The 13,023-nt window shown below is 34.5% G+C and carries 15 protein-coding genes; 10 read left to right on the plus strand and 5 right to left on the minus strand.

The features are described 5' to 3' along the window. Window positions 1-9 precede the first annotated feature (9 nt). Window positions 10-483 (minus strand): 23S rRNA (pseudouridine(1915)-N(3))-methyltransferase RlmH, encoded by a 474-nt coding sequence (gene rlmH / locus ES724_RS15230; RefSeq protein ID WP_146934548.1) that lies wholly within the window; start codon window positions 481-483, stop codon window positions 10-12. A gap of 41 nt (window positions 484-524) precedes the next feature. Here rlmH and nadC point away from each other — a divergent pair, with 41 nt between their 5' ends. From nadC to priA, 5 genes are all read left to right on the plus strand, one after another. Continuing rightward, on the plus strand, window positions 525-1,382 hold the full coding sequence (gene nadC, locus ES724_RS15235) for a carboxylating nicotinate-nucleotide diphosphorylase (RefSeq protein ID WP_146934551.1): 858 nt from the start codon (window positions 525-527) through the stop codon (window positions 1,380-1,382). A 3-nt stretch (window positions 1,383-1,385) separates the two neighbouring features. Continuing rightward, window positions 1,386-2,318 (plus strand): YihY/virulence factor BrkB family protein, encoded by a 933-nt coding sequence (locus ES724_RS15240; protein WP_146934553.1) that lies wholly within the window; start codon window positions 1,386-1,388, stop codon window positions 2,316-2,318. A 16-nt stretch (window positions 2,319-2,334) separates the two neighbouring features. Then, complete coding sequence (locus ES724_RS15245; RefSeq protein ID WP_146934556.1) at window positions 2,335-2,898, plus strand: chalcone isomerase family protein; 564 nt, start codon at window positions 2,335-2,337, stop codon at window positions 2,896-2,898. A 36-nt stretch (window positions 2,899-2,934) separates the two neighbouring features. Beyond that, window positions 2,935-3,369, plus strand: coding sequence for a DUF2147 domain-containing protein (locus tag ES724_RS15250; RefSeq protein ID WP_146934559.1), 435 nt, complete (start codon window positions 2,935-2,937; stop codon window positions 3,367-3,369). Window positions 3,370-3,624: 255 nt separating this feature from the next. Continuing rightward, window positions 3,625-6,078, plus strand: a complete 2,454-nt coding sequence (priA, locus tag ES724_RS15255; RefSeq protein WP_146934562.1) for a replication restart helicase PriA — start codon at window positions 3,625-3,627, stop codon at window positions 6,076-6,078. A gap of 74 nt (window positions 6,079-6,152) precedes the next feature. Here the strand turns inward: priA and ES724_RS15260 are convergent, their stop codons facing one another. Further along, on the minus strand, window positions 6,153-6,830 hold the full coding sequence (locus tag ES724_RS15260; protein WP_394345078.1) for a LytR/AlgR family response regulator transcription factor: 678 nt from the start codon (window positions 6,828-6,830) through the stop codon (window positions 6,153-6,155). Window positions 6,831-7,053: 223 nt separating this feature from the next. On the opposite strand from ES724_RS15260, the gene rpsF reads away from it, so the two are divergent. The 4 genes from rpsF to ES724_RS15280 all read left to right on the plus strand — a co-directional run bounded on the left by rpsF (window position 7,054) and on the right by ES724_RS15280 (window position 8,787). After that, window positions 7,054-7,392, plus strand: a complete 339-nt coding sequence (gene rpsF, locus ES724_RS15265) for a 30S ribosomal protein S6 (RefSeq protein ID WP_010229179.1) — start codon at window positions 7,054-7,056, stop codon at window positions 7,390-7,392. A gap of 2 nt (window positions 7,393-7,394) precedes the next feature. After that, entirely contained in the window at window positions 7,395-7,691 is a 297-nt protein-coding gene (gene rpsR, locus ES724_RS15270) for a 30S ribosomal protein S18 (protein ID WP_026838831.1), read from the plus strand. Between the two features lie 13 nt (window positions 7,692-7,704). Then, window positions 7,705-8,154, plus strand: coding sequence for a 50S ribosomal protein L9 (gene rplI, locus ES724_RS15275; RefSeq protein WP_026838830.1), 450 nt, complete (start codon window positions 7,705-7,707; stop codon window positions 8,152-8,154). A 156-nt stretch (window positions 8,155-8,310) separates the two neighbouring features. Further along, window positions 8,311-8,787 carry a DUF6495 family protein gene (locus ES724_RS15280; RefSeq protein ID WP_026838829.1) on the plus strand — a complete coding sequence of 159 codons (477 nt, stop codon included), beginning with the start codon at window positions 8,311-8,313 and terminating at the stop codon, window positions 8,785-8,787. Here the strand turns inward: ES724_RS15280 and ES724_RS15285 are convergent, their stop codons facing one another. Continuing rightward, window positions 8,788-10,029, minus strand: coding sequence for an ABC transporter permease (locus ES724_RS15285; RefSeq protein WP_026838828.1), 1,242 nt, complete (start codon window positions 10,027-10,029; stop codon window positions 8,788-8,790). 201 nt (window positions 10,030-10,230) lie between these two features. Here ES724_RS15285 and hisS point away from each other — a divergent pair, with 201 nt between their 5' ends. After that, the gene (gene hisS, locus ES724_RS15290) at window positions 10,231-11,601 is read left to right on the plus strand and encodes a histidine--tRNA ligase (protein ID WP_146934568.1); all 1,371 of its coding nucleotides are present in this window, start codon (window positions 10,231-10,233) and stop codon (window positions 11,599-11,601) included. Between the two features lie 544 nt (window positions 11,602-12,145). On the opposite strand, the gene ES724_RS15295 is transcribed toward hisS, so the two are convergent. Further along, window positions 12,146-12,478 carry a CCC motif membrane protein gene (locus ES724_RS15295; RefSeq protein WP_146934571.1) on the minus strand — a complete coding sequence of 111 codons (333 nt, stop codon included), beginning with the start codon at window positions 12,476-12,478 and terminating at the stop codon, window positions 12,146-12,148. A gap of 26 nt (window positions 12,479-12,504) precedes the next feature. Further along, window positions 12,505-12,789, minus strand: a complete 285-nt coding sequence (locus tag ES724_RS15300; RefSeq protein ID WP_146934574.1) for a DUF2752 domain-containing protein — start codon at window positions 12,787-12,789, stop codon at window positions 12,505-12,507. Window positions 12,790-13,023: the final 234 nt, after the last annotated feature.

Below are 13,023 nucleotides of genomic sequence, written 5' to 3' on the forward strand. Positions count from 1 at the left end.
TTTGTTTAATTAGCGGTGATGATAAGGTTCGTTCTTTAATATAGTAAAGGCTCTGTATAATTGTTCTGTAAAAAAAAGTCTGACCATCTGGTGAGAAAATGTCATTTTTGAAAGTGATATCTTAGTATCGGCTCGGTTATAGACCTCTTCAGAAAACCCATAAGGCCCGCCAATTATAAAGATCACTTGCTTCAATCCGCTGTTAAATCGCTTCTGAATAAATTCAGAAAAACCAACAGAGCTCAGTTGCTTCCCATTTTCATCCAGAAGCACCACGAAATCTGAAGTAGAGATCTTGTTAAGTATAAGTTCTCCTTCTTTTTGTTTCTGCTGATTCTCATCTAGATTTTTAACTTTTTTGAGATCAGGAATCAGTTCAATTTCAAATTTGTTATAGAACTGAAGCCTTTTTATGTAAACATCCGTTAAATTTTGAAGAGTTTTATCATCTGTTTTACCTATACCAAGTAATTTTATGGTCATTTTACTAAGACTTTGCTACATTTACAAAAATAACTATTGCGATGATTTCACAAGCACAATTTCAAAAGGAAATTGAATTAATTATTTCTAATGCGATAAGAGAGGATGTTGGTGAAGGAGACCATAGCTCTTTGGCATGTATTCCAAAGGAAGCCAAAGGGAAGGCTAAGCTACTTGTAAAAGATATTGGGATTATTGCCGGAGTAGAATTTGCAAAACAGGTATTCAATGCCATAGACCCAGACCTTAAAGTGGAAACTTTAATTGAAGATGGGCAACGAGTACAAAAAAGAGACATTGTATTTTATGTGGAAGGTTCCTCACAATCTATTTTGAAAGCAGAGCGCTTGGTCTTGAATGCAATGCAACGAATGAGTGCCATTGCTACCAAGACAAACGAATTTGTGAAAAATTTAGAAGGTACAAAAACACAAATTTTAGATACCAGAAAGACTACTCCAGGTATAAGAGCTCTAGAGAAATGGGCAGTAAAAATTGGAGGAGGCGAAAATCATAGGTTTGCACTTTATGATATGATCATGCTTAAAGATAATCATATAGATTTCGCTGGAGGAATTACTCAGGCAATAGATAAAACTAAGGCCTATCTTAAAAATAATGATCTTGATCTCAAAATAATAGTAGAAGCGAGAGATATGAAGGAGATCCAAGAAATTTTAGAAAGTGATGGAATTTATAGGATTCTAATAGATAACTTTAATTACGAAGAGACCAAAAAGGCTGTACAGCTAATAAATAATAAATGTCTAACAGAATCTAGCGGGGGAATCACCTTGGACTCTGTAAGAAAATATGCTGAATGTGGAGTAGATTATGTCTCTAGTGGAGCATTAACGCATTCTGTATATAATATGGATCTTAGTTTAAAAGCGATATAGTGGATGCAAGCTAAAAAATCTTCCAAATCATTGTTAGTTAAAATATCTGAGGCATGGGAGTATAGAACAAGTAAAATCACACTTCCAGGTTTAGAGGGTTTAACCTTGCATGATCTTTGGGTGATCTATTCTAGAGGGATTATAGAAGGAACTTTTTCTACTAGAGCAAGTGCTATTGCATTTAGCTTTTTTATGGCGCTCTTTCCGTTTCTTCTATTTATATTAAACCTTATCCCTTACATTCAGTTCATAGACGATTTCCAGTTACAATTCCTGGTATTTATGGATTCGCTTTTACCGCCAACTACCTCAGAATTTTTTAATGATGTATTTTACGATATTGCGAGCACTCCCCGTGGAGGTTTACTTTCTGTTACTTTTATCCTCTCGATTTTTTTAATGACAAATGGGGTGAATTCAATTTTCACTGGTTTTGAATATTCTTTTCATACCATCTCCAATAGGTCTATTATAAGACAATATATGGTAGCTATAGGGGTTTCTATAATCATGGCATTGTTGTTGTTAATTACTGTAATATTAGCGGTTTATCTCACTTACGCAGTAGATGATATTAGCCAGTTAGAGATTTTTGGAGAGAGAAGCTTGTCACCTAAATTAGTGAAATACACTGCATTTATTTTATTGATCTATGCTGCCGTTGCAACATTATATTATTCGGGTACAAGAGAAGGAAGACATTCACGATTTTTCTCGGCAGGAGCATTGTTTACTACTATATTAATAGTGCTAAACACGTATTTGTTTGGTCTGTATATCGAAAATTTTAGTAGATACAACGAATTATATGGATCTATAGGAGCTCTTTTAGTACTTATGGTGTATATATGGTTAAATTCTAATATATTGTTGCTCGGTTTTGAATTGAATGCCTCATTACTTAAAATGAAAAAGAAAACTAAATTAATTAATTAACTAAACTCAAATTAAAATGAAAAATGTTTTATTGTTATTGTTCGCAATGGTAACTATTACTTCTGCACCTGCTCAAACAAAAGCAGCTGGTGTTACTTTGCCAAACTCTGTTACTTTTGAAGGTGAAAAATTAGCGCTGAATGGAGTAGGAGTGAGAGAAAAGTTCTGGATGGATATGTATGCTGGTGCTTTATATTTGGATAAAAAAAATGCTGATGCCAATGGAATTATAAATGGGAATCAGCCTATGGCAATTAAGCTTCATATGGTTTCCAATTTAATTACCAGTGATAAAATGATCGATGCGGTAGATGAAGGTTTCGAAAATGCTACAGGTGGCAAGACTTCAGGTATTTCTTCAGAAATTGCTCAATTCAAAAGTTATTTTTCAGAAGAGATCCAAAAAGGGGACATTTTTGATATGGTATATCTTCCTAAAGAGGGTGTAAAAGTTTACAAAAACAATAAGTTGCTTGGAACCATTCCTGGAAAGGAATTTAAGAAAGGTTTATTTGGAATCTGGTTATCTGATAAACCAGCCGATAAAGATCTTAAAGAAGCAATGTTAGGTAAAAGCTAATTGAAACAATTAAAAACGACTAGACTTATTCCAATTATGAAATTGAAAACCTCAAGCTTAATTATTTTGCTTTCTCTTGGCTTTGCATTTAATGCTCAAGCACAAACAGTGCTTGGAAAATGGAAAACTGTAAATGAAGAAACTGGGCAATCTACTTCCATAATAGAAATATTTGAAGTGGGAGAGGAGCTTCACGGTAAAGTAGTGCGGATCTTGAAAGAAGAAGATCGAGACAAGGTTTGTACCGAGTGCGAAGGTGAACTTAAAAATAAGCCAATTGAAGGCATGGTTGTTATGACCGGTTTAGAAGATGATGATGGCGAATATTCTGGAGGAACTGTAACCGATCCTAAAACAGGGAAGGTATATAGATGCAGAGTCTGGCTAGATGAAGATAATCCTAAAAGATTAAACGTGAGAGGGTATATTTCTTTTTTTTACCGAACACAAACCTGGATACGAGCAGAATAAAATTCTAAAAATTAGAATTGTTAAAAAGTCCACTCTTTTAAAGAGTGGATTTTTTATTTGCAGTAAAAAGAAGTTTAAATTTGTATGAGTATCAGTTTTCTTGAGTGTATTGTTTTAAAATATATCAGCGAGTAAAATGGGATGTTTCAAAGACTTAAACGACACTTAGATAGATAATCATTAGAAAAGTCAATCTTTTAAAACACTGAGAAGTACAGATTCTCAAAGATTTGTTAACCAACTTAAAGCTACTGCATGGGTTTTTATATAAATGTAATTCTTCCACTTCCATTAGAAATGCAATTTACTTATGAAATTTCCCAAGCCGAGTCTGAAGTATTGACTCCAGGAATGCGAGTTGCAGTGCCTTTTGGAAAATCTAAAATATATACTGGAATTGTTGCTTCCGTTCACAATACTGCACCAGAGAAATATGAAGCCAAGGAGATTGAACAGATCCTTGATGATTCCGCGATTATTACTGATAATCAGTTGAAATTTTGGAACTGGATCTCTTCTTATTATATGTGTGCAGAAGGAGAAGTGCTTAAGGCAGCTCTCCCTGGAGGCTTCTTGTTGGAAAGTGAAAGTTTAATTCAGCTAGTACCATCTGGGAATGGGGAAGAAGAAAATCTAGGCGATCAAGAATATCTAATTTACGAAGCCTTGCAAAGGCAATCTTCTCTTAAGATCCAAGAGATCATGCAGTTGTTAGATAAGAAAACGGTACTTCCTGTTATCAATAGATTAGTTTCTAAAGGTATTGTGGTTGTTAATCAGGAAATTTTCGAGCAATATAAGCCCAAGTTGATACGCTATGTAAAACTGAATGAAAAGTACCTTTCAGAAAAAGAAATGCACCTTTTGCTAGATGAACTTACCAAGGCACCTAAACAGAAAGCAGTAATATTAACTCTTTTTCAGCTTCAAGCGAAATCCAAGAAACCACTCGAATTAAAAGTGCTTTCTGAAGCTAGTGGAACTTCTACTGCAGTTATTAGGAGTCTAATAGATAAGCAGATTTTAATAGAATACCATTTACAAAAGGATAGAATCCAATTCGACATAGATGATGTGGACCAAAAAATGGTTTTAAATGAATGGCAACAAACTGCATTTAATGAAATAACCGAAGCTTACAAAGACACAGATGTTTGCTTGCTTCATGGAATTACTTCTTCTGGGAAGACAGAGATCTATATAAAACTTATAGAGCAAGTGATCAAGGAAGGGAAGCAAGTTCTTTATTTACTTCCTGAAATAGCCTTAACAGCTCAATTGGTTTCCCGCTTGCAGTCCTTTTTTGGAGAACAGGTATTAGTTTATCACAGTAAATATTCTGTGAATGAACGTATGGAAGTATACAAGCATGTTTTAAACGATAATGAAAAAGCGAGGATCATTTTAGGAGCACGCTCCGCCATATTTCTTCCTTTTCAAGATTTGGGTCTTATTGTGGTAGATGAGGAGCATGAGACCACTTTTAAGCAATTTGATCCTGCACCAAGATACAATGCGAGAGATGCATCTGTAGTTTTGGCTAAATTTCATGATGCCAAAGTGCTTATGGGATCTGCAACCCCTTCTTTAGAAACTTATTATAATGCAACCCATAATAAATACACACTTGTTTCTCTAGATAGAAGATATGGAAATGTATCACCACCTGAAATTGAGATTGTAGATCTTAAAGAGAAATACAAGAAGAAGCGAATGACAGGTCATTTTTCTGATAGATTATTAGAAGAGATCAAATTAACATTGGAAGAAGGAGAACAGGTGATCTTGTTTCAGAATAGAAGAGGCTATTCTCCTATTTTAGAATGCCTTACCTGCGGCCATTCCCCGCAATGTCCCAACTGTGATGTTAGCCTTACGTACCACAATCAGAGCAATCAGTTGAGATGTCACTATTGCGGCTACCACATGGCAATGCAAAAGCAATGTATGGCTTGTGAGAGCGTAGAGCTTACTACTAAAGGTTTTGGAACGGAGCAAATTGAAACAGAATTAAAATCCTTACTTCCAGAGGCAAAGATTGGGCGTATGGATTTAGATACCACACGAGGAAAACATGGGCATCAAAAAATAATAAGCGCTTTTGAACAGGAAAGTATAGATGTTTTAGTTGGAACCCAAATGTTAAGTAAAGGCCTCGATTTTAGAAAAGTGAGATTGGTGGGTATTATGAATGCAGATAATTTACTGAATTTCCCAGATTTTAGAGCACATGAGCGCAGCTTTCAGTTAATGCTTCAGGTTGCGGGGAGATCTGGAAGAACTAAGAATAGAGGGAAGGTGATCATTCAAACTTATAATCCGCATCATCAAATTGTAAAGCAGGTTTCAGAAAATAATTATATAGAAATGTATAAGGAACAGCTGGAAGAGCGCTATCAATATCAATATCCTCCTTATTATAAGCTTATAAAATTCACTATAAAGAGTAAGGATTATTCTAAGACCAATGATGCTGCAGATTGGATAGCTAAGTCTTTGGCCAATGTTTTTAAGGAAAATGTTTTAGGCCCGGAATTTCCCCCAGTGGCAAGAATACGAAATGAATACTATAAGAACATACTTTTAAAGATACCGCCTAACCAATCATTGGGAAAAACGAAAAAGTATATTCATAAAATCTTAACTAGTTTTAAAGCAGTTGGAATGTGGAGAAGTGTAAGGGTAATCTCTAATGTGGATCCTTCCTAAGCTTTAGATCCTTAATTATAATAATTAGATCCCTTAGTAAAAGCAGCTATTTCTTTTTTAACGTTTAGAATTTATTACATTGAGCTCAAAGCCTCTATAAGATTTGCTTTCTTATGTCTACTTAGCGGCAGTTGCTGCTTATCTATCTCTATATTCTTACTATTATAACGTTCTACTTTTTCAAGGTTTACAATATAAGATTTATGAATTCTTAAAAACTTATCTGAGGGTAATTGTTGTTCAAAAGATTTCATAGTTGCAAGCACTACAAACGTATCCTTTTCGGTTACAAATTTCACATAATCCCCTAAAGCTTCTATATACTTTAGTTTACTAAGAAACACCTTTCTATTCTTAAGGTTGCTTTTTACGAAGATGAAATTTTCATCTTCAACAGGAACACCATTGGTCTTTAACTGGTAAAGATTAATGGCCTTTGCAACTGCATTATTAAAACGCTCTTTATTAACTGGTTTATGAATATAATCTACCGCATCATAATCAAATGCTTTGAAGGCATACTTTGTTTTCCCAGTAACAAATATAATTTGAGGTTTATTTGGAAGATCATCCAGAAGGTCAAAGCCTGAAAGGATTGGCATCTCAATATCTAGAAATATAAGATCTACCTCTGTATCTAATAAACCGTTCTTGGTTTCTATTGCATTGTTGTACTGTGCAACCACTTTTAAGTTAGGGTGATCCATTATAAGCTTAACAATCGATAAACGTTGTAAGTTAGAATCATCCACAACAGCACATTTAAGTAAAATTTCGTCCACGTCTTGATAAGGTTAAGTATTAACAATATTACTCATTAAATATTACTAATACAAGATAAATAGAAATTAGGTTTCGATGAAACACCATTTTTCTATTTGAAGTGCATAAAACACTTAAGACGCAATAAGAAAGACTTTGCATATAATAAAAATAGTGTTACTTTTGCAGCCAAATTAATTTAAATCATAGTTTATGAATCATTATGAAACTGTTTTCATCTTGAATCCCGTTTTATCTGATGAACAGATAAAGGAGACAGTTAAGAAATATGAAGATTTTCTTGTTTCTAACGGCGCCAAGATGGTATCCAAAGAAGATTGGGGGCTAAAAAAATTAGCTTATGCAATCCAACACAAAAAAAGTGGATTTTACCACTTATTCGAATTCCAAGCTCCAGGAGAGGTAATCAATCCTTTAGAAGTAGAATTCAGAAGAGAAGAGCGTATGATGCGTTATCTAACTGTACGTTTAGATAAACATGCTATTGCTTGGGCAGAGAAAAGAAGAAATAGAAACAAAGAAAAAGCGTAGTTATGTCATCTATTGAACAACAAGCAAAAGGAAAAAAAGACGGAGAAATCAGGTATTTAACTCCGTTAAATATAGAAACCAACAAAGCTAAAAAGTATTGTAGGTTTAAGAGATCTGGTATTAAATATATCGACTATAAAGATGCAGATTGGTTATTGAGCTTCGTAAACGAGCAAGGTAAATTGTTACCACGTCGTTTAACAGGAACTTCTTTAAAATATCAGCGTAAAGTGGCTGTAGCGGTTAAACGTTCTCGTCACTTAGCATTAATGCCGTATGTTGGCGATTTATTAAAATAAGAAAGAGGCAATTATGGAATTGATACTTAAAAAAGACGTAGACAATTTAGGATTTAAAAATGATATGGTAACTGTGAAGCATGGTTACGGTAGAAATTTTTTAATTCCTCAAGGTTTTGCAGATTTGGCAACTCCTTCAGCAAAGAAGGTATTAGCTGAAACTATTAAGCAACAAGCTTTTAAAGAGCAAAAGAATATAGATGCAGCTAAAAAACAAGCTGCTAAACTAAACGGATTGGAAATGAAACTTACTGCAAAAGCAGGTGGTGGAGACAAGATGTTTGGATCTATTACCAATGGAGACTTATCTGATGCATTAGCAAAAGAAGGAGTAGAATTGGAGAAAAAATATATTACGATCGCCGGTGGAAACATCAAGCGTTTAGGACAATATGAAGCTACTTTGCGTTTTCATCGTGAAGTGATTTCTACCTTTAGTTTTGACGTTGTAGCTGAGGCTTAATCAAATAAATTATTTAGAGCTGCTTAAAGAATATCACTGATATTTTTTGAGCAGCTTTTTTTTATACTTATTTTAAAGTGAACATATTAAAAATGTTATTTCTTCTTAAATTATACAAATGAAGAAATGTATATTTTAACCTTTCAGGATTTAAAGATGAAATATAATAGACTTACCAAAGAACAATTTGAAGAATTACATCAGGAATTTATAAATTTTCTGGCCTCTCAATCTATCACTGCAGATGAGTGGGAAAAGATCAAAAAAGATAAGCCTGAGGTTGCTGAAGATGAATTAGATGTTTTTAGTGATCTTATTTGGGAAGGGGTTTTAGAGAAAGTAACTTACCTGGAACATTTTTCTAAACACCAAATGTATTTGTTCAATATTACAATGGCAGAAATTAAACTTGTCGCCGTAAAAGTGGAGAATGAAGCAATAGATGTTACTACCAGAGAAGGCTATCAATGGCTTCAAAGCAATTTATTGAATGATGCGGTGAATCTTTATACTTCTACCAAAGCGGTGAGCGAGGATAGAAATAAAGATATTTTTGCTTTGATAAAACAAGGTGCTGTTATTACTAAAGGGAAATTGTTCGAGTATTTTAATGATATGGTAGAGAATAATTAATTATTCGTACCTCAAGGATTCTATAGGATCTTGTTTGGCAGCTTTGTTAGCAGGATAACTTCCCGCAAGTATCGCCACTAAAATAGTAATTCCGGTTGCCCATAACATCGCTTTCCAAGGAGTTACAAAATCAAAGTCGGCTACAGATGATACCGCGTATCCAATTAAAATTCCGAGTATAATTCCCAAAAGTCCTCCCAATTGACCGATAATAAGGGTTTCCATGAAGAATTGAGTAGCGATAGTGCTTTTCTTGGCACCTAATGCTTTCCGAATTCCTATTTCTCTAGTTCTTTCTGCTACAGAAACCAACATAATATTCATTAAGGCGATTGAGGAGCCGAAGATCGTAATAATAGAAATGATCCAGGCAGCAATATTTAGATAGCCGGTGATCGAGAGAATTCTATTAATAAGATCGTCACTCTTTTCTATTCCAAAATTATTGTCTTCCACAGGATTAAGACCGCGAATATTTCTGAAAGTGATAATTGCTTCACTTTGTGCACTTTCCATTAGCTCCTTATCATCAACTTTAACACTTATGTTGTAGTTGATATTCGGTTGAGTATAAATGGATCTCGCTGTTTCTATAGGGATCAAAACGCGTAGATCTTGATTGTTTCCAAAGGTAGAGCCCTTAGATTCTAAAATTCCAATAACTTGGAATTTCGCCCCGCGAACGCTTATTGTTTTGTTAATTGGATTCATGTTCTTGAAAAGTCCTTCAGCAAAATCGGCTCCTAAAATTGCAACTTTGTTGTTATTCTGAATATCAAAATAATTGAATTCACGACCATTCTCCAGTTTTAGTCCAGAGTTGGTGAGAAAATTTTCGTTCACTCCTATCACAGAAACCTCAGGATCTGTTTTTTCACTTTCATATTTTACTTCGGCATTTCCAGTTCCGTTAAAGGAAAGGGAAGTTTGAGTTTTAGGGAAAACAAAATTCTCTTTAAAAGTTCGAACTTCTCTGTATGATAAAATTGGATTTATTTTTTCCTTTTCGTCGCCTCCACGTTGTTGAGTAACGAATTCGTAACGTTGTAAATTAAAAGTATTAGAACCCATGGAAGCAAAATCACTGCTAATAGTATTCTCTAAAGCACTAACAGCACTTAGAATACCAACCAAGGCGGTTATTCCAATAGCTATAATTAATACGGTGAGTATCGTTCTAAGAATCTGACTTTTAATAGATTCAAAAGCAATTCTTACATTTTCTTTAAAAAGTTGAAACATAATATATCGGGTCTAACAAAAAGATTAGACTATCAAGATACCTATATGTTACTTAAATTTTGAAATTTGTTTCGGTTCATTCAAAAATTAAGATATTTGCAGCATTAATAAAATTGAAAGAACTGTTGAAAATATTGATGTCCTTGTACTCATTTGAGTTGAAGTAAAAATACATTCACCAGTATATCACAAAATAAAATTATGGCACAAAAACCATCGATCCCAAAAGGCACCAGAGACTTTTCTCCTTTAGAAGTTTCTAAGCGTACTTATATAATGAATTCGATTAAAGCACAATTCGAAAAATTTGGATTTCAACCTATTGAGACCCCAAGTTTTGAAAATTCAGATACTTTGATGGGAAAATATGGGGAAGAAGGGGATAGGTTGATCTTTAAGATCCTAAATTCAGGAGATTTTCTTAAAAAAGCAGATCAAGAAGCTTATAGTAATTCAGACAGCCTTAAGCTTACGCCTTCTATCAGCGAAAAAGCCTTGAGGTACGATCTTACGGTTCCTTTTGCTAGATATGTGGTACAACACCAAAGTGAGGTAGAGTTTCCGTTTAAGCGCTACCAGATCCAACCAGTGTGGAGAGCAGATAGACCACAGAAGGGAAGGTTTAGAGAGTTCTTTCAATGTGATGCAGATGTGGTTGGGAGTAACAGCCTTTGGCAAGAAGTAGAATTCATTCAGTTATATGATAAAGTGTTTACTAATCTTCGTCTTGAAGGTGTTACTATAAAACTTAACAATAGAAAGGTTTTATCCGGTTTTGCTGAAGTGATTGGAGAGCAAGATAGATTGATAGATTTTACTGTTGCATTAGATAAGTTAGATAAGATTGGAGAAGATGGTGTGAAAAAAGAGATGCTTGAAAAAGGGATCTCCATGGAAGCATTACAGAATATTCAACCAATTTTTGGGCTGAAAGGCAATTTTGGAGAGAAAGTGGAAGTGCTGAAGCAAATCCTTTCTAATTCAGAAATAGGTATGAAAGGTGTTGAAGAATTGGAATTTATTCAGAATGTGATTTCTGAAATGCCATTGAAATCGGCGGTTTTAGATCTGGATGTGACCTTAGCGCGAGGCTTAAATTACTACACAGGAGCTATTTTTGAAGTTGCTCCACCAACCACTGTTAAGATGGGTTCTATTGGCGGCGGTGGAAGATATGACGATCTTACGGGCATTTTCGGCTTAAAAGACATGAGCGGAGTTGGGATCTCATTCGGATTGGATAGAATTTATCTTGTTTTGGAAGAACTCGATCTTTTTCCAGATACGGTTACAGCTAATACTAAAGTATTATTTATAAACTTTGGTGAAAAGGAAGCCCTTTATGGTTTGAAAGCTGTTCAGAAATTAAGAGATTCAGGAATTGCTGCAGAGCTCTATCCAGATGCAGCCAAAATGAAGAAACAAATGAATTATGCCAATAGACGTGAAATTCCATTTGTGGTCCTGGCAGGTGAAGAAGAGATGAATAATAAAGTCTACGGACTTAAAGACATGGTTTCCGGAGATCAGGAAAAAATATCTTTAGAAACGATGATAGAAAAATTGGCTTAAAATATTTCACTGAGACCCTGAAACAAGTTACCATTGACGTAATTTCAAGAATCTGGAATACACTCCCTCTGGTCGGTAAAGATCTGTTTAATTTTTAAGATTGTTCATTTTTTTGCATCTCCAAAAAAACGAACCAAAAAAAGGACACTTTTTTGTAGGTGTTTCCAATTATTCTACCGCATAATTAGAACCGTACTTCCACGGCTAAATTTTCTCCAAGGCTTCGAAAATTTTACGCCGTGGAACTACTACACTTGCAAAAAAGAAGTTGTACTTAAGAAGATAAACCTACTATGAACCATCATATGTCAAAAACCTACGCTAGATAATTTTTTTTATCACTGGTATCAGGGTGACGATACCGGTTTTGACTTCCGTCATGCTGAACTCGTTTCAGCATCTTTCATACGTCAATTCCCTCCGTTAGATAATTTTTTATCACGGGTCTCAGGGTGACGAGAAGTCAAGAATTCCTATAAAGTAAGGTGAAAATATAAAGCCCAGAAATATCATATTTCTGGGCTTTATATTTAAAAGAACTTAATTACATTCCTTGTTGCTCCATCATCTCGCGCTGGAATTCTTCTAAACCTTCCATTCCTCCATAAAATATTAGCGCTCCAATAATAGTCAGCAAAAACAAGACGCTTAGCACTAAGCCAATAATTGCCAGGATGCGACCTATTTTTACATTTTGATATCCCATATACAGTTCGGGATTTGCATTATAAATTTCCATGGCCTTTTTAGCTAAGACCAAGGTTGTAATTGCAAATATCGCGCCTACAATGCCGTAACAGCAGCAACCTATAATAGATAATATTCCTAAAATTAGTATTAGAGTGGCATTAGGTAATTCTTGTTTGTTTAATTCCATAAGTTGAATTCGTTTATTGGTTGGTTTTAGTTGAAAAAATAATACATTTTAATTAAATAGCTAACAGCTAACACAATTGCAGTAATTAGTATAAGCGTTATTTTGATGAAATAGTCCTTTTGGAATTTATAAAAAAGGTTGAAAACCACAAAGCCAAGCAAGATCAATATCGGATAGATAGCCGGGAACATAAAAAATGCTCCATGAAAATCTCCATTTAATAGTAACAATATTGAGCGCTGGCCACCACAGCCATAACATTCAATTCCGAAAAGTTGTTTATTTAAACAGGGAAGTAATAGTTCTTCCATAATTTCAATTTCCCTCACTGAGGTTTTATTTCCGGGTCTGCCCGAAACATTAGGCGGGCTAAGCTCGATTTTTTAATCCCTCATTGAGGGTTTAATTCCCGGTCCCGATAGATTCTGTGTTAACTAACAAAAGGTTTTCTCTTTTATTTTATTATTTTTGTTACTCAAGACGGCTATAAGCTAGTCTGTAAAAGGATACTTTCTGCATTTGCATCTAGTGTCCTTTTTTGTTGA

The sequence above is a fragment of the Gillisia hiemivivida genome (assembly GCF_007997295.1).
Taxonomy (GTDB): Bacteria; Bacteroidota; Bacteroidia; order Flavobacteriales; family Flavobacteriaceae; genus Gillisia; species Gillisia hiemivivida.